This is a genomic window from Laspinema sp. D2d (genome assembly GCF_025370755.1).
Lineage (GTDB): Bacteria > Cyanobacteriota > Cyanobacteriia > Cyanobacteriales > Laspinemataceae > Laspinema.
The window spans coordinates 1-26761 of sequence record NZ_JAMXFC010000052.1 but is presented as its reverse complement, the minus strand read 5'-3'; the positions used below and the strand labels follow the sequence as shown (position 1 = coordinate 26761).

Genomic DNA, 26761 nt, shown 5'->3' with positions numbered 1-26761 from the left:
GCGCGCTTGGGGTAATATAAAACAATCTAATCCTCACCCCCCTGACGCCGATGTTACCGAGTGACTTACTGAGTCATCGCATGAATGGAGAGACGATTGTTCCCAAGCGATTGGAGATTAACTCCAAAAACTTGGCGATCGCCTCTCAATTGATTACTTGTTTCCAAGAAGCCGTCGGGTGTCCCCAAAGTGAACTCGATCGCCAACTCCATGAGATGGAAGGAGATGGCACCGACTACCGCATCAAACGGGGACTTGCTCATATTTTAAAGGGGAGTTTAAGCACCTTTGAGGTCATTTCTCCCCTGGAACCCATTGAATTGCGTCAGCGCGTATTTACTGCGGCAGCAGAAATAGTTCCGAGTAAAGAAGGAACTCAACTCACCCTAGAAAAACTCGCGACTCAATTAAGTCAAGAATTAGAACGCGAGGTTCTCCCCCTTCACATTAAATCCGGATTATATGCCGATTTAAACGAGAATAAAATTCTGACCGAATTTGACGCCCCTACCCCAGAATTATTACTACATCGTTACAATGTCTCCCAAGTACAAGGGGTATTTTATCGCGCTACTCATTTATTAATCAACGCTCATCGCAATGACCCCGGGGAATATAAACTGTTATTCAAGTATTTGAAATTATTTCAATTAATGGCTTATATAGAAGGAGATGCTGACTGCGGGTTTACCATTACTATTGATGGTCCAACCAGCTTATTTAAACCCAGTACACGCTATGGGTTAGCCATTGCCAAACTCTTGCCTGCATTACTGCACGTCACCAAATGGAGTTTAGACGCAACCCTGCAAAGTCGTGATCCTTATACCGGAGATTGGAAAACTGGCCGATTTACTCTCGATTCGGACTGTGGATTAGTCAGTCACTATCCCCCGGGCAAGCCTTATGATAGTATGTTAGAAGCCTCTTTTGTGAGTCGTTGGGATTCGACTAAAACCGAATGGAAGTTAGAACGCGAGGTGGATTTAATTCCCATTCCGGGAAGTGTCATGATTCCTGATTTTCGCCTTGTTCATCCTGATGGCAGAACCTTTTTATTAGAAATAGTCGGCTATTGGCGTCCGGAGTATTTACAGAAGAAATTTGCTCAGGTGAGGAAGTCTCAGCGGGATGATTTGATTTTGGCTATCTCAGAACGGTTGAATTTAGAAAAAGCTGGGATTAATTTAAAGGAAGTCACGGTTCCAATGGTGTGGTTTAAGGATAAATTACAGCCAAAACAGGTCTTAGATGTATTAGAATAAAAGTGATTTGAATGGAGCAAAAACTCGCCCCTACCCTCAAGGGGGGCCTTTACAGGTACACCCCGCCTGCGCGGGTTCTCCTAAGAGGAGGAATTTGCGAATTTCCCCTACAGCCGGGGGTTTAAATCTTTAACGTTTCTCTTGCAAAATATCTAAAAATTATGCTACAAATCGTACAACTTACAGATATTAATCATCCCGATTTTCAAAGTGCTTTACAAATTTATCTCGATTCCTTTCCTCCTAGCGAAAGGCAACCCCTAGACATTCTGGAAAGCCGATTATCCAATCAATTTTATCAATGGTTTATTGCCAAACGGGAAAACAAAGTCTTAGGAATTGCTTTACTTTATCCCTTGAATGCAACTGATTTTGTTGTTTTAGACTATCTGGGTATCGATAAAGACTATCGGAGTCAGGGGATTGGGGGAATGTTGATGTCGCATCTAGTTCAACTTGTAAAAATTCAGCAAAAAATCTTATTAATTGAGGTAGAAAATCCCCAGTTTTGCGAAGATTCAGAACAAGCAAAACGGCGGGTTCAGTTTTATCAAAACAATGGAGCAAAAGTGCTGCGATCGGTGAGATATATTCTGCCGCCTTTATCCGGAGATGTGCCGACAGAGATATTATTGATGATGGTTCCCGCAGATTTGGAGGGTCAATTGCCAGGGAGTCTGGTTAAACAACTGATTCAACAAGTTTATCAAGAGATGTACGATCGCCCCTCGAATGATGCGCTATTACGGTCCTTTATTGAAGAGGTTCCGGATGTTGTCGAATTCGTGGATTTCTAGTTAGGGGGGTACAGTAGAGGTATTATAAAATATTGGCCTATTTCTGAAGAATTAGCCAACTTATCTCAACTGAATAGCGACTTGGATTAAGGCAATTAAATTATTTAACCCATGCATGGCGATCGGAACGTAAATTGAATTAGTTTTAATCCTAGCATAGCCGAGGATTAGTCCAATGATGGCGATGCTAAAAACTGTATGTGCTTCATATTGGGAATGAATAAGTGCCCAGATGACTGAAGAAATTACTAAAGCGCCATTATTTCCCAGGCGCGATGCTTGCAATCCTTGGAATAAAAATCCCCGAAAGAAAATTTCCTCCCCAATCGCTGCGGCGACGACAATTGCCAAATAAAGTAAAGGGAGAACACCAGCAGTTTGGTAAACCCTAACGATCCAGTCACCGTGGGACAGCTTAAACAGATAGAAAATTCCCTCAAACACGACCAGATAAATCAGGGTAACTATCAACCACTTTCCCAGGTCTTTTGCCGAAACCTTTTTAAGGCTCAAATATTCTTGGATTGAATAATTTTTTCGGAGTTTTGCAAAAAATAAAACTAATCCAATAACCACAATTCCTCCGGCAATAATACCCCAACTTGTGAGCAGGCCATTGAACTGCAATTCTTCCAGGTCTTGTTGAGAAATTTCAGAAAATTGATTCCGCGTGGAAATTAGGAATACAATGGTCACTAAAACTTGAATCAGGACATAAAATATAGCGGTAATGACAGAAAAGCCCAGGGTAGCCCAAATTCCCCAAGGTTTACGGGTAGGGTCTGGTTTAAATTGCTCGACTTCAGGGTTGCTCATGACTAATTTTTTGAGGATTAGGGAATAAGTTGAAGTTGATTTGCTTCATGATTAACATAAGGGTTTGGATTTGTCAAGCAACCAGAGGAAGTGGCGATAGAAGACGGATAAAATGTGAGGGTTATCGTCCTGTTTCTCTGTCCCTGACCTCCGCTTAAATTTGCTAAACTAGAGAGGTCACCCAGAACCGGAAACCGCCCTCAAGGATTGACAAGTTAGCCATTGATTGTGATGCAAGATACTCCTACCCTGCCTTTAATCAAAGACTCAGAACGACTGGAAAATCGACTGAAGGAAATTCCCCCTGTTCCAGGGGTCTATTTGATGCGCGATCGCGACGATCGCATTCTCTATATTGGCAAGTCCAAAAAACTGCGATCGCGAGTGCGGTCTTATTTCCGAGACTCCCAAAGTTTGAGTCAGCGGATTGAACGAATGGTGCAGCAAGTGGCGGATATTGAGTTTATCGTCACGGATACAGAAGCAGAAGCTTTAGCATTAGAAGCAAATCTGGTTAAGCAGCATCAACCCTATTTTAATGTACTACTGAAAGATGATAAAAAATACCCCTATCTCTGCATTACTTGGTCGGAAACTTATCCGCGTATTTTTATCACTCGCAAGCGCAAGGCAGGAAGTGCTAAAGACCGTTATTATGGTCCTTATGTGGATGCAGGACTGTTACGGAGTACAGTGCATTTAGTTAAGCAAATTTTCCCCTTGCGTCAGCGTCCGCAACCCCTGTTTAAAGACCGACCTTGTTTGAATTATGATATTGGCCGTTGTCCAGGGGTTTGTCAAGGATTAATTGATGCCGAAGACTATCGCAAAACTGTCCAAAAAGTGGCGATGGTCTTTCAGGGTCGGACGGATGAATTACTGGATATTTTGAAGCAGCAAATGGAGGCGGCAGCGGAGGACTTGAATTTTGAACAAGCGGCAAGACTTCGCGATCGCATTCAGGGGTTGCAATCGCTTCACGCTGGTCAAAAAGTCTCCCTACCGGACGATCGCCTCTCCCAAGATGCGATCGCACTCTCCAGCAATGGCGATCGCGCTTGTATCCAACTCTTCCAAGTTCGCGCGGGACAGTTAGTCGGACGGTTGGGATTTGTGGCAGAAGCGCACACTGCTGAACCGGGTGCGATTTTACAACGGGTGTTAGAGGAACATTACCGCAATGTAGACTCAGTGGAGATTCCTGCCGAAATTTTAGTGCAACATGAATTACCCGAAGCGGACATTTTGGGAGATTGGTTAAGCGATCGCAAGGGTCGCAAAGTCTCCATTCTCACACCCCAACGGCAAACCAAGGCGGAATTAATCGAAATGGTTGCCAAAAATGCCGATTATGAAATGGCGCGGATGCAAAAATTCAGCGATCGCAATGCGGAAGCAATGCAGGATTTAGCAGAACTCCTGGATTTGCCAGAGTTGCCACGGCGCATCGAAGGATATGATATTTCTCACGTCCAAGGGTCCGATGCCGTTGCCTCTCGCGTCGTCTTTATTGATGGACTCCCAGCAAATCAGCATTATCGCCGCTACAAAATCCGCAATCCCGAAGTACAGTCGGGTCACTCCGATGATTTTGCCAGTCTTGCAGAAGTGCTGGGACGCCGATTCCGGGACGCCGGTAACCAGAAACGAGAAACGGGTAAAATTGAAAATACCCCAGATTGGCCGGATTTAGTTATGATTGATGGCGGTAAAGGTCAATTATCGGCAGTGGTGGAAGTGTTGCGGGAGATGGATTTACTAGAGGATGTGCGGGTTGTGAGTTTAGCGAAACAGCGTGAGGAAATCTTCCAACCGGGAGAATCTTTACCGATACCATCGGATGCGGAACAACCAGGAGTGCAATTGTTGCGCCGGTTGCGCGATGAAGCACACCGATTTGCTGTGACGTTTCACCGCCAACAACGCACGGAACGAATGCGGCGATCGCGCTTAGATGAAATTCCCGGTTTGGGATTTGAACGGCAAAAACAATTGTTAGCACATTTCCATTCTCTGGATTATATTAGTATTGCAACGCCGGAACAATTGGCAGAAGTGGCGGGAATTGGTCCAAGGTTGGCACAGCAAATTTATGAGTATTTCCATCCATGAATCTTAACCCTAAATGGCTTAAACGTGCCATTCCTTATTGGATTGGGGGATTAATTTGCTTTGAAGTGGCGATCGTCATCATTTACCTTGGCGGTGTCTTCATCCAGCGAGAAGTTTATCCCCCGTTTGATATGGATGGATTGATGACGATTCCCACCCTATTACAAGCATCAATTCTCTTCCAACTCTCTTTGGTTTATTTGGGGATGTTCTTCTTTTTCCGAAAGTTATCGGAACGTCCTTCCCCGGCATTTTGGTTAGTTCAATCGATGTTATTATTCTATGTTGCTTTAGATGAATTGGTCAAACTCCATCTGGGACTGGGTTCATCGAGTTGGATGCCGATTGCTGGAACAAAATATTGGATTGGAATTTATAGCTTTTTAATCGTGGCGATCGCGGTCTTCTTTTTCCGAGATTTTAAAGCACTCTGGTATGGGTCTCGAAATCTAGTTATCCTAGGCGTCTCTGGATTGTTGCTGGCAATTATTGGTGCATTTGGTGCAGAGATTTTTAAACATATTATCTTGAATCCTCTTCTTGCTAAAGTTTTCCCGGAACGGGAAGTATTAAGCTGGGTCATCGAACAAGTTAGAGTTGCCTTTGAAGAATTTTTAGAAATGTTTGGAGAAACTTTGATTTTATATGCTGTTTTGCTATTTGTTGCGAATAAAATCGAGCAAAACTATCAGAGGATTTTGGAGAAATGAGGAAAGTTTATTTTTTTTACTAAAATGCTAAATTTGAAGGTAGGCAGGTTTATCTTCTCCTTAATCCGGCTCAAAATCATGAATAAAGGTTATGGTTTGGATCGAGCCAAACAATACAAAAAATATTCTCCTTCTCAATAAAGAATCCATGAACTCTGCCATATTCGTTAGCAGAAAGCTGAAATAACTGGTAAGGTGTATCTACTAACTGTTCCTCATTAGGAATGCCAAAGCACTTTTCTGTCACTCTACGGTCACTCCAGTCTATGGGATGGCATCGTAGATTGGCAGTATTCTTCACTGTAATTTCTGTGAAAGTCATCGTAGAAATATTTTTCAATCTGTCCAGCAAAACAGAAAAATACTTAGCATCATGATGGTTACATGGAAATTTGGGATGGTTAGTTTGTAAATAGGTAAATGAAAAGCTGATACCTTGTGGAGGAGCCAGCTTTGTAGGTGTGATTTTAGATGTAGGATTCGGCGGAATTTTCGGCTTCTTCAGTTTCTTCGGCATGAGCTGCGTAATAGTCTTTCATCCACTCTTTCTTAATGATATCTCTTGACGGCGCATCAATCGGTAAATTGCCACGAGCAATTTTCCAAGGATCTTCTTGATTAGTCATGCGTTTTAACTCATAAGCATCACAACCCAAGTAAACATCGGCAATTTCTTGAAGAAACTTCTCAAGTTGTGGGTTTAAAGTGGGTTTGGCAACATTCTCGATAATCGGTTTCCAGCTAAAAGACTGGTATTTTTGATACAAGGTTGGCAAAACTGGACCGTGAATCCATGCTTCAAAGTCTTCCTCAAATAAGGGAGAATCTTCAAGTGCCAAATGCCATGCCTGAGCATAGTAAACTAGCTTTTGTAGTTTCAGATTGCTGAGAAAAGAGCCAGTTTCATTTGCCAACCAAATAAAGTAATTTGCCACTTCAAAGGGACTAAGCATTTTAAAGTATCACCTTGGTTTTAAACTCCTTGTTTGATTTTACCCTAAACTTTCGCTTTATGCATAAAATTTTTAGCGCCACGGAGAACAATCTACGGATCGAGGCCGAGAGACAGTTCACCGATCGCAAACTCTAGGTTAAGACTTTTCAAAACAATGCGATCGCCTGACCCATAGACTTCAGTTTCCCAGGTATCTGGACCCGTAAGGTGGTGGCATTCTACTTCCTGAATTTCCTGGGAAATTAGGATGTATTCTTCTAAGGAGTCAATCTTTTGATAATCGGTGAATTTTTCCCCTAAGTTCAAGGTTTGGGTACTGGGGGAGAGGACTTCATTCATGCCGAATAGGGGTTTGCCGTTCGATTTGGAGATATTCTTCAGGACTTATGGAGTTGGGGACAGCAATCATCTCTATTGCCTCCAAAAGGTTATTGACTTTAAATTGATTATAGAAATAGGCTGAACGGTAGTCGCAAAATTTATTATTTTTAAGATACTATTTACAGTTGTCAAAACCAACTAAAGTTAACATTTAATTATTCCTCTTCTCGGGATAAAATCAAATTCAGGACGTTTAATTCATGTGAATTTAATAAATATTTATCAGAAAACATTTTAGCGCGCATTTGCTCTAAACTATAGCTGCGGAACAGTAAAAAAGGAAATTCGCGGTATTTGCGACCAATGGGTAAGGTATTGTAGGCCGGATAGAGGGAGTGGAGGTAGCGGGAGAGTAAGGTTCTAAATTCTTGGTCTTCTTCTTCCTCTGGTTCTTGTTTGAAATAATCGGCGATCGCCTCTCCGGCAATGAAGGTAAATAAGGGGATGAGATAATATTGGTCCGAGGTTTGACTGTACTGTTCAAACCATTGAGTGCGTGTTGCTTGGCGATTCAGTAATTCAACTAATTCCATTGCACCCCCGCGAATTGCTATTTTTAGGTTATCCGGATAGTCTGGATTGTTACTAATCGCTAACATTTTTTGAATTAACTCATCGGTAGCGTAGCGTTTAATCTGCTGTTCTAAGCGAATTTCATAACTTTCTTCTAAGAGATTGCGAATGGGAACCACTAATAAACTGCCAATGAGATGACCGGGTTCAATATTGCCTAAATCCAAGAGTTTATCGAGGCGATGGCAGTATTGGGAAAAATCGGTATTAAATTCTTTTCGTAATTCTAGGTAAGATTTTTGCATGATTTCTCCATCTCCGGTTTCATCCATGAGAATAAATTCGGCCTGATTGAGAATCTCTTGCAAACTGGTAAAAACTTGTTGTAAGATAGGATGATTTCGTTTCCGGCGATATTCGTTTTTGAGTTCTCGAATTAGTTGGGTGATTTCCCCACTCAAGGTCATGCCAACGGAGGAAATTGATTTACCGCCAATGGGAATGAGTAGACATTCTTTTCTTCCCAAGGGTCCGGAACCGACAATTCGGGTCATGATGGAAACTTTGAGAATTAGTAACAAATTTAAGAGGGTTAAGATGCTTTCTTGCCGGGACATTTGCCGGTTTTTTAGGGTTTCTTCTGGGGTCAGGGGTTCGGAGGGGAGATAATCAATGGCGCGATCGCCTAGGTAAAATATCAGGGATTTTGCTTCTGTATCTAAAGTTTGCCGGACCCCATTTTCGCAATATTCTCCTCTGGCGCGATAAATGACCTGTATCACTTCCATCAGATTTTGCTCAATCTGAAATCGGGGAATTTCAACTAAGATATGTTGTGCTTTAGGAAAGGATAATCCCCGACTGGCAGAAGAGGTCATGAAGACAATTTTTACCCCTTCTTTGTGGGTTTGAATTTTTAGTTTATCTGCATCGGATAGGTTGGCATGAATTTCCAGATAATCGGTATAAGGTAAAAAGCTGTCCAGGCGTTCTTCCAGGAGAGTAATGATATCTTGCAATCGTTGTTTGTCTTGAATATAAACCAGGATTTGCCGGGTTTCTGGAGTGCTTAAGAGGCGGTGAATATCTTTGACTAATTGGGACTGCATCCTTTCAATAAGAGGACGTTCTTTTTGTTGAAAAAGGGTGGGGGTAAATTTAACAAATTCCACAAAGACTTTATAGGTGATGTCTAAGTGATTGGCGGGATAGGAGTTGGCATTAATAGCACAAGCACCCAATTTAGCAAATTTAAACTGTTCAATAGACAGGGGTGTATTCTGTTTTTTGGCAAGGCGAAAATAGATTTTATCCGGTTCGGGAGAGGTTTGGGACAGATGTTGATTAATGACGTCAGATTCGACAAGGGAAGCGTCAGCAACTATGACTTTGGTATTAAATCCATGTCGGGAGTCGGTTAATTCATGGTTTCGCAAAAAGGTCCCGAGTCCTTTTAGAAAGTGAACACCACTATCATCTCCCGTGATTTCGTCAATCATAATAAACAGATGTTTGATGCGTTGAGATATTTCCTGCATTTTGGCAGGAATTACTCCGGTTTGTTTGTTGCAGGCACTTCTAAAGATTTTATCCAGATGGCGCAAGGTATCATTGCCGGTGGGGGTGACGCGCAGAGATTGAATGGCAACGGTGGCGATGATCTGGTTGGAAAGACGATCGCTGATGACGGTATGAAGTCCACTGCAAATACTGGAAAGCACTCCGGCAGTTTTTACCCCGCGATCGTGAAACAAATCGGCGCTGATGGGATTTAACCGAGAGGGTTGATTGTGATGTGCCGATCGCACTTCCCCCTCCGCAGGGATAAAATTAACGGTATTGGCGGTAAAATGCTTCCGATGGGAATTGGACTGATATCGAACCGTGGGAAATCCGTGGTTTTCTCGAATAATGGTAGAGTTACTCGTCAAACACCAGAGGCGATCGTCACAAAGATTACCCGTTGCGGATTTGAATTTATCGATAATATCCAGATTGACTTGGGTGCGAGGACTGATATATACAAATAAGAACCCCTCGTCAAAATGGAACTGCAAAAAATTCGCGATCGCTGTGGTTTTGCCAATCCCCGGATTTCCGGTTAAAAACAGATAAATTTCCTCAGAAGTCAGCGCTTTTTTAATCAATTCTGAATGTGCATTTCGCAGGGTCAATCCCTCCGGTAATCCCAAGGGAGTCGCCAATTCCCGAGGCAGAATCCCCACGGAGTTAAAAAACCCTTCAATGCGTTCTTGATGCGTTACTTCATGAATCCCGGATTCGGAGGAAGTAACCGGAACTTTAGCTAAATTTTCTACAAATTGTTTGCCATTGATAAAACTGCGCGCTGCACTCCGTTGAATTTGAGCTAAAACTTTGGTTCTTGCCGTGGTGATTTCTTGCTCTTTCGGTTCATTTTTATAAAGATCCGCACAGGTTGCCAGAAAATTGAGGTTATCGGGACGTAAGGCAATCGTAGCAATCTGGCGATCGCTATATCCAATCACATTAAACACCACTGAGGCATCCTCCGGCAATAGCTGATTTTCTTGCAAAAATCCATAGAAACTATGCGCATAGGAACCCGCTTGAATTAATTTAGTGCTTTCTTTATCTCGGCGCTTAAATGCTTTCAAATAATAGTGTAAATCTTGAGCAAAATCAACCTCCAAAGGAGGATTTATCCCCGTATCAAGGTGCAACTTGGCAAAGACACTTTTAGACCGTAAATGGTTGAGTTCGGCAATCAGGAGATTCCGCAAGACTTCTACATCATCCAGGGGAACAATATCCTCTAGCGATCGCACGGAGAAGACGGACAAATCCACACAGATTATCCGGTAATCTTGCCGACAGCGCAACAACATTAAACTGTCCGAATGTAAAAATTCCCCCTTTTTCCAACGCGATTTTTCTAGTCCATGATATTGGTCAATCATGCGCGTCAGTTGGGTCGAGTCGAGGGTCGGAAACTGGGATAAGATTTCCCCACAATGTTTGATAGCATCTTTGGGATAAGTCCCGATACTATTATCGCCACCAAAACTACATTGATAATAGAGAATTTCTAAGTGTTTTTGCTGACGCTGACTCCAATCCGTAGATTGCAGATACTCCCGAAAGAAGTTGAACCCTGAGAGAAATCCTTTTTGGATAAAAAATCGACTCCATCTGTCCAAAATCTCCAAATGATTTGCGGCGATCGCCTCCTGTTTGTTAGCAATCCGCTTGACTATTTTTGGCAATTTTAGCTGCTGCAAATCCTGGCGATATAATTCTCCAAATCGATGTTTAATTGAGTGCTGTTCAATATAGGCCAGAATTCCAATATTAAACCCCACTTCAAACAACCGTCCCAGTTCTTCAGCAATCATCGGTTTTCCCTCCTGCGTAAATCTAATACTTTCTTAACTTCGGTCAAAAAAGCCAATGAATTAAAATCTACCCTCGGCGTCATCTGTTCAAAGATGGAAAGCGCACTAAAGGAACTATCTCCGATTAACGTCTCATACGGGTCAAGTTTTAAAGTCGGGCGATTTTGACGTTCAAACCGATAAAAGTGAAACAGGGTCAAGTATTCTACAATGTCTTGTTTCAGGGGACTGTTGTAAATCAAATCCTGTCGAATGGATTGGTCATCCATCACTCCTTCATAATAATGTCCGAGTAAAGTAGAATAGGAAATGACGCCATTGTAAAATCGTTCATCGGGATTGTTGCCAACACTCATCCCATTAAATAAATTGAGAAAAACAACTGCTTCTTGCCGGGGGTCTTGAGTTAAAGTCGTTAATTGTTCCGTGTCTTGAATAACAAACCCCGTCACTCCTGTATTTTTTAATTTCCGAACGTAATATTTATCGAAAAAGATGGGATAAATTTTGAGGTTCGGGTTATTTTTAATTAAAGCGGTGATCAGGGTAGGAGACATAAAATAGAGGTCATCCTCGCGATCGCCTCGGGTGATATGCAGGGTACTGGTATAGGGTGCCTGCGCCACATACAAGATATGCCGATATCCTTGGCGATAGAGTTCGTTGATGGTTTCAATTAAAATGGGAGGTTCCCGATATAAGCGATGGAGGGAGTAATTATCACTGAAGGTATGCAGTCGTTCAATTTGAATTGTCCCCGGTTGCTGGCGCTGAATGCCAATAATTTCTCCCGTGACATTGGCAATCCGGTTGCGGGGATTTTGATTTTGGGTACCCGCATCACTCTCGCGACTAGAGACAATGGCGATCGCCAGTTTATCCAGTTGCAATGGCGCAGCAGTCGTGGTAAATCGAAAGGTCTTCGGTAACACAGAATATAAAGACTTCAACCCATTCCCTAACGTATATTGATTCAGATTCCGGACTCGAAACCCTTGGCAATTCGACTGATGCCGACTACTGAATAAATAAGACAAGACTTTACAGAGATGTGCCAGAAATTTCTCGGCAGGAAAGGGATTTTCCGAACTTCCCTGATGCAAGCGCACAAAGGGAATAAAGAGGTTATTCGGTGCTTTTTCTAACAGTAAGTCCAAGCAAATATAGGATAAAATAGTCCAGGTGAAGCGATAGGCAAAGGTCTGAGTCGCATCAAATTCGCCGGGATTGAGACGCGTATTATCATAAGACCACAAAATTAATTTATGGTGCTGTTGTAAATGATTTTGGTAACAACTCCAGCAAACCGTCGCCGTGGGAGTGCAGATAATTGGCAAAACAGAAACTCCAGTAATATTGTATTGCCAAGTGAATTCTTCCTGTTCGGGTTCCGGAAAATAACGCAGGTCTTCCAGGGTAAAACTTGCTTTTAACTGACATAGCGCTGTTTCATCCAGACCTGGGTTCGTAATGGTTACATATTGCAACCCTTCTTTGAGGTTATTCTCTACAGCAGATTGTAAAAAACGACCCTGCATGGCAATATTAATATCTCTCTGGAGGATTCCTTTTTTGAGGTTAATCTGTCGCGGATAAATTCGGGTGGGTAAAATCCCTTGGCGCTTGAGAAGGTTTTTGAGTAAATCCTTGAGGTGGTTAATTTTCAACTCTGCCTTAGATTGTTTGATACCTCGGATCAATCCGCGCAAGAGGGTTTTTTTTCCCGCGTCCTCGGACTGGCGCAAAATAGGCATTACTATTTCATCAAACCTGACATCCGGTTGATACTCTAGTTCTCGATGAGGTTCGTAATTTGGGTCTTCAGGATTATGGGGTGAGGCGAAAATAAAATAATATAAAAAGAAGCGAATCAAGACTTTTCTGGCAAAAGTCTGGGTCTGAGTTGGGTCTGCGATCGCCTCCCGATGTTTGTCACTGTCGGGATTGAGTAGATCCATGTTGTACTCCAAAACCTCTAGTCCATCCTGATTTTGAATCTTTCCGGCCAACTTGAGTTTCAGTCCTAAAATAAACTCCCGGTTGCCGCCACTTTTATCCGTATGTTCGCCTAAGTTTCCGGCAATAATTGGAATAATTGGCAGTGCATCAAAGACTTCAGCACGAGCAAAAGCTTCTTTGTAATTCACCGTCACTCCAGCATAAGTGACATCATAATCCCCATCGGATTTTTCTGGATTATTGATATATTTTTCGATTAACTCCAACCGCCGGATTAAATCTTCGAGATAAATTTTACCTCGGGTATCGCTGCTTTCCAAATGCTCATAAAGATATTTTAAATAGAAAATCTTAGCTTCTTTTTTGAGTTTTCCCAGACTTTCTGTATCTATCAGTTTTTGCAGTTGATAAAAATCGGAAAATTCATCTGCAACAAATCCATTCAGCAAATCTAACAAATCTTGTTGGTCATTTTCATCATCGGGAGCAAGTTGGGTTTCAATGTAGGTGGCGATCGCAGTTTTGAGGTCTGCGGCAAAGCGGTCAACCTTCTGAACCGATATGGTAAGTTTATGAAATTTGAGCAGGGATTCACTGCCAGGACGGTTATTTTCTAACCTAATTTTTTGTTTTTGTAGCGTCGGACTAGATGCGGTAAAATTGAAGTTTAATCCAAACTGTCTGGCGGTTCCTTGATACTCAGATAAATCAGTGATTAAACCCGCCACCATCGCGGCGATCGCCTCTGGAGACCCCATTGTTTGCTGAAGTTGCTGTTGCAACTGGTCTCTAATTTGCTGAATTTGACTGCTAAACTGCTCTTTAATCCGTTCCGTAAATTTCACCGAGGCCGATCGCACCCCGTTGCTAGAGGTTAACGGATTTTGAAGATTCGGAGTTCTGGCAACTGCTGCTGCAATCTCATCGATATCCATGCGTAATCGACGGCGATCGCGAGACAGTTTAAATAGAGTATGACCCGGTATTTCTCCCGAAATATGCTCCAAAAGGTAGCTGTAGTCCACAGGTTGCAACCCATCGTTACCCCCTGAAAGTTGGTTACCCATGATGCTCACTCCTCTCTGATTGTCCTGATTTTTAGTAGTCTATCACAACGCGGTAAATTAACTTGCGTTTTCTCAATTCCTTAACTCCATCCTATCCAAATCAACCCCGCTTCCCTTTCACTCTTCCGGTGTTTCTACCGTAATTTGCCAGGTTTCCAAGGTAATCCCCACCGTTTGTTCTAAATAAGTCAAGGCATTGAGATAGGCAATTTGTGCGCTTAACTCCCTATTATTCGCGTTAACTACTTCTTCCTGAGCGCTGATGACATTGCGAATTTCACCCCGACCTAATCTGAGTAATTCTCGTTCATTTTCTAAGTTTTTTTGTGAAAATTCTCTTTCTTGCCGCGCTAAATTTACTTGTTGTAAAAGTAAATTGGCATTTCGCACCTGATCACCGACTTGAATTAACAGATTATCTCGTTGCTCATCGCGGGTATTTTGAGCTTGTAACAGATTCACTCGTTCTTGTTCTACTCGCCTTTCAAAGCTGCGATCGCCAAAATTTCGACTCAACCCAATTCCCAGTTTTACCTCATTGGTATCATCACTAATCGATTGCAAATTACTCCCATAACTCGCATTTAAGTTCATATTCCAACGCTTTTCATCTTCGGCTAACATTAAATTTAACTCTGCAATCTCTATCGTTAGTTCCGCATTGAGATAGCTGGCATTGTTTCGCAAAGCCACTTGTTTCAATTCTTCTTCATTTAGCTGAATATCCTCTACCACAATTTTTTCCCCGGGGATAATCGGAAAATCGTCAACATCTAAAGTTTTTATCAATTCTAATCGGACTTCCTCAAAACTATTTTGCCGGTTTAATAACTCTAATCTTAGTCCAGCGATATTTCTTTCATTTTGGACTAAATCAATTTTAGGCTTTCTTCCTGCTTCCACTAATGCTCGGTTAATCTCAAAGATATCCTGAGCAATTTTCAGGGAATTTTCCGCAATTTTTACCGATTCCTGTGCTTCTAACAATTGTCGATATCCGACAACTGCCTGGGTAACAATATCAATTAAAGTTGAGTTTAAGTTCAATTGATTAAGGGTTTCGTCAAATTGGGCAATTTTAATGGAAGCGGTATTGATATCCCGCCCAAACCCCCGTAATAAAGGTTGGCTAAAACTTAATGAAAGACCTTGATTAACTTGATTTTCATCGATAATTTCCGATTGGTTGCTACTTTGAGCAACGCCTCCCAGGTTCCATGCTGCACTAATTTCTCCCCCGGTGGGAATTCGCATCGTGACCCTTGAACCGGCGCTAATTATAGCAGAATTACTCGTAGAACTTCCCCCATCATTTTGATTTAGACCTACCGAAATTTCTGGGGTAAAGATAGGTTGAAATTTATCTAAAGCAACGGCTAAATTAACTCGTTGTGCGATGCGAGCAAGATAGGCATTTTTAATATCTCGGTTATTTTGAACCGCTAAACCCACTACCTCTACCAGAGTTACGGGAATTCCCTCGGAGATCCGATCGCCAGGAATTTCAGGAACCGCAGGAGCAGTCTCAGGAACCGTCACCGGCACTCTTTCCCATTCCCCAGGCCGATTCTCAAATAAAGGCAGGGTAGCGGGGTCTAAATTGCGATCGCCACTGGGGGGATTCGCTTCGACGGGTAACTGAGGAAGAGTCTGAGATATCACTTCATTTTGCTCACGGCGATCGCCTTGAGGTACTTGCGCTGCCGGTGTTTTCGGACGTAGTTCTATTGTTATCTTCTCCACAGCTTCTGCCGATGGCGGAACCTCTATCTGAGGTCCATTATTTCTCACTTTACCCGATGATATAGCCGGTCTCACAGGCGCGGAGACTACAGAGGGAGTGGGAAAAGCTGGTGTCAAGGGAGACAACAACTCCCCGATTACATCAGGAATATCCCCTTGGGGTGAGGGGGGAAGTTTTGCCGCAACAACGGGGGTAACTGGCAACTCTGATACTGTAATTGCTTCCGGAATGGCCTCCGGAGTCAGTTCCTCGGCAATTCCTCCTTCGTGAAACTTGCTTCCGGCCAACAGGGTCAAAGATGTACCCAAAATAGCCGCCATAAAACTAACGGTCAGGGTCACCCAAACAGGTCGCTGCTGGTTCGTCGGAGTGGCGATCGCCATCTCTTCATACTTTGTATCTTGATTGTTCTGCATACCCCTTCATCCTTCCTAATTTGTATCAAATCCTAGCGCGATCGCAATGCTTGTACCGGGTCTAACTTGCTTGCTTGCATCGCTGGCAAAAACCCCGCACCCACCCCCACCAACAGCGCGGAACCCAACGCCAATCCAGCAGTTTTCCGCTCAAACTCATAAGGTAACTCAAAGCGATCGGCCACCACCACCGTTAATCCATGTACGGTTGCGATCGCCAAAACTCCCCCAATCAAACTCAAAATTGCTGCTTCTAAAATAAACTGGCACATAATATCACCTTCCGTCGCACCGATCGCACGACGCAACCCAATTTCCGGCGTCCGTTCCATCACCGCTGCGATCGTAATATTCGCAATTCCCACTCCCCCCACCAACAACGCAATTGCTCCCACGGCCAACAACGCTCGGGAGACCATATCCAGGGTTTTTTTCTGCTCAAGAATATCCTCAATATTAGCTCTTACCCAAATCTCACCATCAGGATAGCGCTGCTTTAACAGGGTTTCTACCTGTTCTTTCAACCGTTCCATTTCTGCAACCCGTTCCGGTCGCATGAGAATGAATCCCACGGTGGATCGACCTGTGAGAGCCGAATACAAAGACATCGGGATCAACATTTCCCCACTCGGTTCATGGTTTTGACTCCGCATTTTTGTATCTATCATTCCAACTATAATATACAATCGACCCTCCCAATAAATCTTTTCGCCAATGGGATTTTTTCCCTCAAACAAATTCTCTGCCAGAAAGCGATCAATCACAACGACAGAGCGATAATTGATAAAATCAGCCGAACTGAAAAATCGTCCTTGTAAGAGGGAACGACCGGAAATTTCCAAGTGTTCCTCAGACACAGCATGAATATTCGCAACCGCTTCTTTTTGGTCAAAAATAACCGTCGCCTCCAGACTTACCCAGGCTTTTGTTCCTATCTTTTGAACTCCAGTTAAGCGATTTTTTAAATAATCGACATCTTCTCGCTGCAATTGCCTATCATTGCTAGAATACATATATGCCAAAATTTGCGGTGCTTCACGCTTTTCCATTTCCGTAGAAATCACAGAAGTGCTGATTGTCCTCACTTGCATGGTCGCACTCACCGCAGTGACTCCCATAAACACTCCCAAGGTCGTCAAGGCCGATCGCAAGCGATTTCCCCGCAGAGAATCACAACTAATTCTGATTAGATTGAATGGACTTAAACTCATCAGACTGCTCCCTTTTTTAAACCTAGCTTTATGTCTTAAATCCTAGCGCGATCGCAAGGCTTGTACTGGGTCTAATTTGCTGGCTTGCATCGCTGGTAAAAACCCCGCACCCACCCCCACCAACAGCGCAGAACCTAACGCCAATCCCGCAGTTTGGCGCTCAAACTCATAGGGTAACTTAAAGCGATCGGCCACCACCACCGTTAATCCATGTACGGTTGAAATCGCCAAAACTCCCCCAATCAAACTCAAAATTGCTGCTTCTAAAATAAACTGAAACATAATGTCCCCAGAGGTCGCACCGATCGCACGACGCAGGCCAATTTCTGGCGTCCGTTCCATCACCGCTGCGATCGTAATATTGGCAATTCCCACTCCCCCCACCAACAAGGCAATTGCTCCCACAGCCAACAACGCTCGGGAAACCATATCCAAGGTTTTTTTCTGCTCAATAATATCCTCAACATTATTCCAAGTATAAAATTCTCCCTCGGGGTAGCGCTGCTTTAACAGTTGTTTAACTTGCTCTTCCAACCGTTTCATCTCTTCCATTTCCTGGGGTCGGATCAAAATCGTCTCGATATTACGTTGGCCTGTGAGTGCAGCATAAAGCGACATCGGCACCAGCATTTCCCCACGGGGTTCCTGACCCTTATACTGGAGCTTTGTATCCACTAGACCGATCACGACATACAATCGACCCTTAAAATAAATGCGTTTGCCAATGGGATTAATCTCTTCAAAGATTTTATCTCGTAAGACTTTATCAATTAACGCAACTGACCGATAGCGGGTAAAATCGGCCTCACTAAAAAATCGTCCTTGCAAGATTGACCGACCGGCAATCTGTAAGTATTCTTTAGAAACCGCAATCACGTCGGACGAGCCTTCATTTTGCTCAAAGATGATGCTGGCACCGTAATATACTCCAGCGCTTGTACCGATCGCCTGCACCCCAGTCAAGCGACTTTTTAAATATCCCACATCTTCTACCCGCAGTTGACTAGCACCGGACCAGTCCCCCGCCTGAATTTGCGGTGCTTGGCGCTTTTGGATTTCCTCAGTAATCACCGCCGTGCTAATCGTTCTCACTTGCAGGGTGGCGCTCACTGCCGTTACCCCCATAAACACCCCCAAAGTCGTCAAGGCCGATCGCAAGCGATTTCCCTGGAGGGAATCACAACTAATCCGGATTAAATCAAATATACTTAGACTCATACTGCTGCTTCCTTCTTTAAATCTCACTTCATCAGTCACTGATTCCCCTTCGCCGTCACTTTTCGGACTCCTCTTCCTTGTCCCCCGACGGTTCCTCCGCCTTGGAGATCTTCACCACCATCCCCGGTTCTAAAGGCTGATCCGATGGCGGCAACACGACCTTATCCCCCACTTTCAGTCCAGATTTAATTTCCACCTCCGTCACCCCTTCCAATCCCAACACAATGGTTTTTTTCTGCACCTGACTCTGAGCATCCACCGTCCAAATATAAGGTTGGGGAGCATCCCGTTGAATCACTTCAATCGGTAACGCCACTACATCTTTAAGTTGCTGGACAATAATTTCCACACTCACTTGTGCACCGGGAATCAAACTCCCCGTCGGAGTCTTCAGCTTGATGGTAGCAGGCACCGAAGCTTGTCCTGAACTTGAACTCGAACCACTACTGTCCTCCGTAATCGCTAGAGGAGAAAGCTCCTGGACCACCCCCTCATAAATCTCTGCATTGGGTCCGATCACCGTGACCCGCGCTTCTTGGTTCAGTTTAACCTGGGAGGCATCCAAAGTGGAAAGCTGAAGGTTCACAAACTCTTGAGAGGGGTCTCCCAAAGTGAGCAAATTATCCCCCCGGCTAATGCCATCTCCGTTGTTGACCATCACCTGTAAAATCGTCGCCTCAATCGGAGTGGATACAATATTTTGTGCTAACTGCGCCTGGGTATTTTGAATACCTATTTCCTCTTGCTCTAGTTGGAGCTTTTCTTGGTTAAATTGCGATCGCAAATCTCGCACTTGAGCTTCTGCCTCTCGCACCGCCTTCCGTGCCGCCTCCACCTCCGTATTCGGTTCCCGACGGAGTTTATCTAAAGTGATTTCAATCCGTTCCACGTCAAACATCGTGCTACGGATATCGGACTCTACAGTTCTCACAGTCTCTTGTGCTGTTTCCACCTCTTTTTGTGCCGTCTCTAGCTCATCTGCCAATTCCTCCTCAATGGTTTCCCGTTGGAGTTGATTTTTCTCTAACTCCAGAAGGGTTTGAGTTACTGCAACCTCCGCTTCGTGAAGTGAAAATTCAGCGCTACGAACTATACTTTCTTGTTGCCGAACGTCTTGTTCTGCAATAAACCCGCGTTGCACTAGGTCTTGGTCCTCTCGGAGTTTCTGTTGTGCTGCGGCGAGTTCTGCTTGTGCGTCAATTACTTTAAGGCGGTTGCTACTTAGGGTAAGATTCTCTTTCTCAATCTCCAGGTTTAACTGAGCCAGCTTTATCTGGAATTTTTGAGATTCAGCCGCACTTAAACGAGTCAACTCTTGTTGAGCTTCCTGTAATTTTTGTTGTGCTTCCCGCAATTTTTGGCGCTGAGTTTCCAGATTGATTAATTTTTCTCGGCGGTTTGATTCCTCGGTCGCTCGGAGACTTTCTCGGGAAATATTCTCCTGAACCAGTCGCTGTAGTTCGGTTTGAGCTATCGTTAAATCGTCCTGTGCCTGCAACACTTTTCGTTCCGTGTTCCCTAGAGAAAGTTGTTTTTCCCGAATTTTTAACGGGTTAATCGCAACAGTGGTTTGGTCCTCAATATTGTTGCGCAGGGTAATTAATTCCCCACCGGATGGAACGCGATCGCCAACCCGCACCAAAACCCGATCCACCGTACCATCGGTGGGAGATTTGAGCGTTTGTTGACCTCCAAATTCTACAACCCCACTATTGTTAACCGAAATTTCAATCGTTCCCCGTTCCACTGCAATTGTACTCACCTCCACGGCCCCAGCGGATGAATTCAGGACCCGACCATAAAAAACCCATCCGCCAAGGGTTGCGACGGCCAAAACACCAGCGGCGATCGGCCAAGAAACTCGCCGTTTATCCTTGTATTTTACTGTTTCCCCCACGATGAATACTTGCTGGCTCCACTGATTTTTACTGAACGATCTACCCCTAAATTTGACTCCTGATACCCCTATCAGTAGCCTAATTAAACCATTACCTTCCCGGTTGCTATTGTCAAGCTTGAACCGCCTTTTTGCAATAAAATTCTGTTAAAATTTATTGCAATTGTCAGCAAATTTTAGGACGACTCGGGGAACCTCCAATGATCCGGTTACTGAGCACCATAACGGACCCTGGCGCTGGGATCAAGGCGGAACCGGAAGGAATCCACACCCCTTTTCCACTCAATTCCCCGTGACAAGAGACAAGGAACGCTATGATGGAGAGTGACGTTAAGTTCTGTTAAGCGCATTGACTGCAACTTCCAGGCCCACAAACAGCGTGACCCCGCCAACGACTTGGTACTGCCTCGACCCCTTATGGGAAGGGGGAGAAGAGTGGGTACAGCAGGGATTACCCCATCACCAACTCGCACCAGCATGGCAAATTTTGCTCCTCGGAGACGGTTCGCCAACGCGCCACCTGAAACTACTCACCGGGGAACCCACGGAAGTAGACGTGATTGATATGTCCGCGATCGCAATGGACCCCGACAACGCACCAGACCCCATCCAATGGGTCCCCGGACCCCGACTGCGGCGACAAGTGTGGCTCCGTACCGCCTCCGGACAACGACTCGCCTATGCCGCCTCTTGGTGGGAAGCCAGCCACGTCGATGACTACCTACAAAACCGCTCAATCCCCATCTGGGAGAGCCTCTCGCGCCTACATACCGAACTCTATCGCGACGTCCAAGGCATCCACTACGGACATTCCCCCGCCTTAGAAACCGCCTTCGGACAAAAAGGCCCATTTTGGGGAAGACATTATCTATTTTGGCATCATAAGAAACCTTTAACCTTAATTTATGAGGTCTTTTCTCCCTATTTAACCCAATATTTAGGACCAACAAAATTGGAACAGTAACCGGGATAAAACCTTCTAGGACAAGAAACCGGGTTTCTGCCTAAATTTATGTAAATTATGCAGAAATATTGAAAGAAACCCGGTTTCTAACCCTGGTCATAATTGGCCGAATTTTCGTAAATTTTTCAAATATTCTTGAAAATATTCTACATCATAATTTACGCAAATTCCCCGCTTTGCCAATTCCCCTCGGAACTCAAGTAAATTCATTCCAGCTAACTGGCGAGCCTTGCCAGTGCTGAGTTTCTTTTCCTTGAACAGGAGAATTGCAATTTCCAGTTTGAGTTCAGATTCAGACATCTTAGCTGCCGTCAGGATATCATCGTGAATAATCACACTCATTCAGGCATCCTCCTGGAGTTGTATTGGAATTGTAGCACCGTGGAACTAGAGTGGGTTGAGGAGGCATCACCACCAAAACCCATCACCAGTCCACCCCCTCACTTTTCACAACGGGTCAGTTTTTCTCGCGCCTCCGGATGGCTGACAAAATAATCTTGCAACCAGTCATACCCTCTCGCCAGCAGTTCCTCCAACCCTTCCACCCGCCACAGTCTCACAGTACCATCAGATGAGGCGGTGGCCAGGGTTTGACCATCCGGGCTAAAACTCACACTCAATACCCGGCCAGAATGCCCCTTGAAGGTACTCCGTTCGTTCCCCTGTAAATCCCAAAGTCGGGCAGTGCCGTCAGATGAGGCGGTGGCCAGGGTTTGACCATCCGGGCTAAAACTCACGCTGAATACCAAGCCAGAATGTCCTTTGAAGGTGGTCCGTTCGTTCCCCTGTAAATCCCACAGACGGGCAGTCCCATCAGATGAGGCCGTGGCCAGGGTTTGACCATCCGGGCTAAAGCTCACACTCCATACCGAGTCAGAATGCCCTGTGAAGGTGGTCCGTTCGTTCCCCTGTAAATCCCACAGTCGGGGAGTGCCGTCAGATGAGGCGGTGGCCAAGGTTTGACCGTCCGGGCTAAAACTCACACTCAATAGCGAGTCAGAATGCCCGGTGAAGGTGACCCGCTCATTCCCCTGTAAATCCCACAGTCTCACAGTGCCATCAGATGAGGCTGTGGCCAGGGTTTGACCATCCGGGCTAAAACTCATACTCAATAGATAGTGAGAATACCCGGTGAAGGTACTCCGTTCGTTCCCCTGTAAATCCCACAGCCGGACAGTGCCATCAGATGAGCCAGTGGCTAGGGTTTGACCATCCGGGCTAAAACTCACACTGAATACCGAGTCAGAATGCCCTTTGAAGGTGGTCCGTTCGTTCCCCTGTAAATCCCACAGTCGGGCAGTGCCGTCAGATGAGGCGGTGGCCAGGGTTTGACCATCCGGGCTAAAACTCACGCTGAATACCAAGCCAGAATGTCCTTTGAAGGTGGTCCGTTCGTTCCCCTGTAAATCCCACAGACGGGCAGTCCCATCAGATGAGGCCGTGGCCAGGGTTTGACCATCCGGGCTAAAGCTCACACTCCATACCGAGTCAGAATGCCCTGTGAAGGTGGTCCGTTCGTTCCCCTGTAAATCCCACAGTCGGGGAGTGCCGTCAGATGAGGCGGTGGCCAAGGTTTGACCGTCCGGGCTAAAACTCACACTCAATAGCGAGTCAGAATGCCCGGTGAAGGTGACCCGCTCATTCCCCTGTAAATCCCACAGTCTCACAGTGCCATCAGATGAGGCTGTGGCCAGGGTTTGACCATCCGGGCTAAAACTCATACTCAATAGATAGTGAGAATACCCGGTGAAGGTACTCCGTTCGTTCCCCTGTAAATCCCACAGCCGGACAGTGCCATCAGATGAGCCAGTGGCTAGGGTTTGACCATCCGGGCTAAAACTCACACTGAATACCGAGTCAGAATGCCCTTTGAAGGTGGTCCGTTCGTTCCCCTGTAAATCCCACAGTCGGGCAGTGCCGTCAGATGAGGCGGTGGCCAGGGTTTGACCGTCCGGGCTAAAATTCACACTCCACACCCAGTCAGAATGCCCTTTAAAGGTGGTCCGTCCGTTCCCCTGTAAATCCCATAGTCGGGCAGTGCCGTCATACGAGGCGGTGGCCAGGGTTTGACCGTCGGAGCTAAAACTCACACTCGTTACCGAGTCCGAATGCCCCTCTAAGCGGTTCCGTTCTCGGATGTGGGCGAGAATTTGCTGCAAGGTGAGCAGGGGACTGGTGGCAGGATAGTCTCTCAGGGGGCGGTTTTCCCCCACCAATGTTTGCAACTGTTGGCCAGTCTGCATCGCTGCGATTAAGAGGTCAATTTGTGGCATCCCCGCTTCAAACTGTCGCAATACTCGAACTGCGGCCCGTTCCAGTTTAGTGCCTTCCTTAGCTTCGGTGAGCAGGCGCTCTGCTTCTGCTTTGGCTTGGGCTAAAATTTCGTTAGCTTGCCGTTCTTCGTCTAAATTCCACCGTAAACTCGCAGAGATAAAGTCTTCATCCTCTCCGCTGACATTTTTCCCAGTTTTCCAGTCTAAAGCATCGTCCAAGGCTTTCCCGCGCAGGAGTCGGGACTGATCCTGCCGATTAGATTTTAACCAGGCGGCGATCGCCTCGGAGTAGGGGCGGAGGTGGGCGAGTTCCCGTTCCACCCACTGCCGATTGAAGACGGTAGCATAAATCCGGTTATACACCTGTAAGACTCCTTGACGGTTCACCACCAACCCCGAGAGGCGCAACTCCATCTGTTCATCACTGTTATTCCCTTTCACTCCCTCGTCACTGTCCAAAATTTGCTGATAAAGTCCCAACAACCGCCCCGCGCGCTCCTCATGACGCAACAGGCGATCGCGAATGGTTTTTAAATGCTCCGGGTTGTCCTGCGCTTCCCAATTTTCCAGCAGATTCGTCCGCACCAATTCGGCAATCCATTCCGTTTCCCTGCCATTCGGAGTTGTCCCCGCACATCGCACCCATTGACAGAGCTTTTGAGTCAAAAACGGTTGCCCTCCGGTCCAGTCTAAAATTGCCTGCAACAGGGTTTCCGGCTGTTCTATTGTTTCGGGAAATCCCGCCATTAACCCTTTGGCTTCCTCAAATTCAAACCCACACAATTCGACCCCCCGACCGATATTAAAGGGAGTTCGGGTTTTGTCCCGAATCAAATCCGAAGGGGTGGCAACTCCGAATAAGGCAAAAGTCAGGCGATTGAAGGCGGGATTTTGGGAGCGTAGATTCCGAAAGGCTCGAATCAGTGCAAAAAAGTCGTCTAATTCAAAGTTTAAGGAAATAGTGCTATCAATTTCATCTACCAGTACAATAAATTGACGTTCATCATCGGGTTGGTTTAAAACGACCTCTTCAAAAAACTCAGATAATCGTTGAGCAACGGGTATTCCGTCTAACTCTTGCCACCAAGTTCGCCGATTAATTTTACCAGAAAAATTAAGTTTTTTAACTAATTCATAGAAAATCCCCTTATACCACTCAGCAGCCGTTACATTTTTATTGCCAATTTTTGTCAAGTCTATAGAAGCACAGATAAACCCTTGTCTTTGTAGCCTATCCATCGTTCTGACGAGCAAACTGGATTTACCCATTTGCCGCGAGTTGAGGACGTAACAAAATTCTCCAGATTTTAAGCCTTCATAGAGTTCTGTATCTGCCTGTCGGACCACATAGGTTGGAGCATTTGCAGGCAGGCTGCCGCCAACTTGATAAATGGAGGATTCAAAGGGTTCCATATTCTCCGATATAATCCTTGATTTATGGTGTTTTAGGGTAGTAGGGCAAGGTTAAATCATGAGGCTGTCTGATTCATTTAACATCAACAAGCGCCTAGGCAGTTTGGGCTAAGTTTTAAAGGCGATCGCGAAAATACTTCCGATATAAATCGCAAGCAATTCGGCAATCATTCCCCTCTAAACGAACTAAACCCAAACTTTCTAACTGATAAGCCAGCTTTGACTCTAGTCGGATGGGGTTAGGGGTTCTAACCGCTTCTTTCATGGCTTGAGATAAAAGGGGGTTCTGTTGTAAATAACCCAAATGAGTCCGTAAGCGATCTCTATAAATTCCAGATTCCGTAGCCGCCGTTTCCAACAGGTTCTCAAAGGTGATTTCCTGTCGCTTCAACCGAGAAACCGTAATTTGTAACAGAGAGGGATGTCCCCCGATTAAATTCATCAATTTTTCAATCTCGTCACTCTCCAATTTTACTCCTTGCTGTCGCGCAAATTCTTGCAATTGTGGAGGGGTAAACTCTGGCAATAAAATCGGCTCTCCCACATTGAATGGCGATTTATGAATATTTAAAGGAATATAAACTTCGGTAGAATAAGCTAAAATTAACCGTAATTTTTTCCAAATCTCTGTCTTTGTTGCTTCTTCATGCCACAATCGCAACAAGCTAAAAAAATCTTCAGCAATATGGGGATAATGAAAAAGGCGGTCAACTTCATCTAAAGCCAGTACGACTGGGGAAGCGAAATTCTCTAATAAGCACTCTTCAAAATATAGAGTGCATTTATAGTTGCTGCCTAAATCCTCTTCCCATAAATCTTCCAGAGAATCTGAGGGTAACTTTAGCTGACGACTTACGACCCTGCAAAACCATTTCAAAAAGTAATCGAGGTCTTGCAAAACCTTTCCATCCGCTGCCAATAGATTTAAGGCTACAGATTGATAACCATTGGTTTTGACACGAGAAAGGATTTGCGTCATTAAAGCGCTTTTCCCCATCTGCTTCGGTGCTTTAATCCGGATTAGGGATCCGGGCTGTAACACCGTTTGGTAACATCGTTCTTCAATGGGAGGGCGTTCCACATAGTTAGAAAGGTTTGAGCCAGTTTCATCTAAAGTTAAATAGGCTAGATCTGCTACAGCATCATCAGGATCACTACCTGTTTCCAAATTAGCAATTTCCTGTAAATCTAAGTCCAGTTTATGACAAATTTCTTCAAAATTCTCATTATCAACCGCCTTGCCATTCAGAAACCGACTGATAGTATCGCGGCAGAGACCCATATCTTCTGCCAAATGTTTCTGAGTAGGAAAACCATTGCGTTGGAGAGAATATTTGACCTTCTTAATATAGTCCGGGTGAACTCTGAGGGAACGTCCTGCCATAACTCCTGATTCGGTAAATCTGCTCCGATTATAGTCCCTTTTCCTCTGCTTGAGACCAATTCCGACAGAACTCCGACAGAGAGCGAAAAGTCCGACAATCCTCCCGGTTCGACCGACATAAACGCAGACAGGGAGGGGTTTTCATAGGAGTATGCACATTTAGAGGCAATCCTATGAAAGACGAAAACCGCTCTCAAACTGCTAAAGTCAAAACCCTGAGAGGGTGACAAGACAGCTAGACTAATTGCTGTACAAGGGATAGAGCATTTAATCCTTGCCGAAAATTTCGAGC

The 26761-nt window shown here is 44.9% G+C and carries 17 protein-coding genes; 5 read left to right on the top strand and 12 right to left on the bottom strand.

What is annotated here, in order from left to right; all coding sequences use genetic code 11:
* Positions 1-50: 50 nt before the first annotated feature.
* Both NG796_RS24140 and NG796_RS24135 read left to right on the top strand, forming a co-directional pair.
* Positions 51-1265 (top strand): DUF790 family protein, encoded by a 1215-nt coding sequence (locus NG796_RS24140; RefSeq protein ID WP_261209793.1) that lies wholly within the window; start codon positions 51-53, stop codon positions 1263-1265.
* Positions 1266-1426: 161 nt separating this feature from the next.
* Positions 1427-2062, top strand: a complete 636-nt coding sequence (locus NG796_RS24135) for a GNAT family N-acetyltransferase (RefSeq protein ID WP_261209792.1) — start codon at positions 1427-1429, stop codon at positions 2060-2062.
* Positions 2063-2122: 60 nt separating this feature from the next.
* On the opposite strand, the gene NG796_RS24130 is transcribed toward NG796_RS24135, so the two are convergent.
* The gene (locus NG796_RS24130; RefSeq protein WP_261209791.1) at positions 2123-2878 is read right to left on the bottom strand and encodes a CPBP family intramembrane glutamic endopeptidase; all 756 of its coding nucleotides are present in this window, start codon (positions 2876-2878) and stop codon (positions 2123-2125) included.
* A gap of 231 nt (positions 2879-3109) precedes the next feature.
* Between NG796_RS24130 and uvrC the strand changes: the two genes are divergently transcribed.
* Positions 3110-4990 (top strand): excinuclease ABC subunit UvrC, encoded by a 1881-nt coding sequence (uvrC, locus tag NG796_RS24125; protein ID WP_261209790.1) that lies wholly within the window; start codon positions 3110-3112, stop codon positions 4988-4990.
* Positions 4987-5700: a hypothetical protein gene (locus NG796_RS24120; RefSeq protein ID WP_261209788.1), complete on the top strand. Its 714-nt coding sequence runs from the start codon at positions 4987-4989 to the stop codon at positions 5698-5700. Before uvrC ends, NG796_RS24120 begins: the two co-directional genes overlap by 4 nt.
* Positions 5701-6167: 467 nt before the next feature.
* Here NG796_RS24120 and NG796_RS24115 read toward each other — a convergent pair whose 3' ends face one another.
* From NG796_RS24115 to NG796_RS26520, 8 genes are all read right to left on the bottom strand, one after another.
* On the bottom strand, positions 6168-6653 hold the full coding sequence (locus tag NG796_RS24115; RefSeq protein ID WP_261209786.1) for a Panacea domain-containing protein: 486 nt from the start codon (positions 6651-6653) through the stop codon (positions 6168-6170).
* A 92-nt stretch (positions 6654-6745) separates the two neighbouring features.
* Positions 6746-6994 (bottom strand): Uma2 family endonuclease, encoded by a 249-nt coding sequence (locus NG796_RS24110; protein WP_261209784.1) that lies wholly within the window; start codon positions 6992-6994, stop codon positions 6746-6748.
* A 197-nt stretch (positions 6995-7191) separates the two neighbouring features.
* Positions 7192-10923 (bottom strand): helicase-related protein, encoded by a 3732-nt coding sequence (locus tag NG796_RS24105; RefSeq protein WP_261209781.1) that lies wholly within the window; start codon positions 10921-10923, stop codon positions 7192-7194.
* Complete coding sequence (locus tag NG796_RS24100) at positions 10920-13949, bottom strand: hypothetical protein (protein WP_261209779.1); 3030 nt, start codon at positions 13947-13949, stop codon at positions 10920-10922. Before NG796_RS24100 ends, NG796_RS24105 begins: the two co-directional genes overlap by 4 nt.
* Before the next feature lie 117 nt (positions 13950-14066).
* Positions 14067-16109 carry a TolC family protein gene (locus NG796_RS24095; protein ID WP_261209777.1) on the bottom strand — a complete coding sequence of 681 codons (2043 nt, stop codon included), beginning with the start codon at positions 16107-16109 and terminating at the stop codon, positions 14067-14069.
* Between the two features lie 32 nt (positions 16110-16141).
* Positions 16142-17320, bottom strand: a complete 1179-nt coding sequence (locus NG796_RS24090; protein ID WP_261209775.1) for an ABC transporter permease — start codon at positions 17318-17320, stop codon at positions 16142-16144.
* Between the two features lie 42 nt (positions 17321-17362).
* A complete protein-coding gene (locus NG796_RS24085; protein ID WP_261209773.1) occupies positions 17363-18538 on the bottom strand; it encodes an ABC transporter permease in 1176 nt (391 codons plus the stop codon).
* A 55-nt stretch (positions 18539-18593) separates the two neighbouring features.
* Entirely contained in the window at positions 18594-20435 is a 1842-nt protein-coding gene (locus NG796_RS26520) for an HlyD family efflux transporter periplasmic adaptor subunit (RefSeq protein ID WP_261209771.1), read from the bottom strand.
* Positions 20436-20814: 379 nt separating this feature from the next.
* Here NG796_RS26520 and NG796_RS24075 point away from each other — a divergent pair, with 379 nt between their 5' ends.
* Complete coding sequence (locus NG796_RS24075) at positions 20815-21399, top strand: chorismate lyase (protein ID WP_317619351.1); 585 nt, start codon at positions 20815-20817, stop codon at positions 21397-21399.
* A gap of 96 nt (positions 21400-21495) precedes the next feature.
* Here the strand turns inward: NG796_RS24075 and NG796_RS24070 are convergent, their stop codons facing one another.
* The 3 genes from NG796_RS24070 to NG796_RS24060 form a co-directional block, all read right to left on the bottom strand.
* Positions 21496-21741 carry a UPF0175 family protein gene (locus NG796_RS24070; RefSeq protein ID WP_261209766.1) on the bottom strand — a complete coding sequence of 82 codons (246 nt, stop codon included), beginning with the start codon at positions 21739-21741 and terminating at the stop codon, positions 21496-21498.
* Positions 21742-21839: 98 nt separating this feature from the next.
* Positions 21840-25085 (bottom strand): AAA-like domain-containing protein, encoded by a 3246-nt coding sequence (locus NG796_RS24065; protein WP_261209765.1) that lies wholly within the window; start codon positions 25083-25085, stop codon positions 21840-21842.
* A 115-nt stretch (positions 25086-25200) separates the two neighbouring features.
* Positions 25201-26469, bottom strand: coding sequence for an AAA-like domain-containing protein (locus tag NG796_RS24060; RefSeq protein WP_261209764.1), 1269 nt, complete (start codon positions 26467-26469; stop codon positions 25201-25203).
* Positions 26470-26761: the final 292 nt, after the last annotated feature.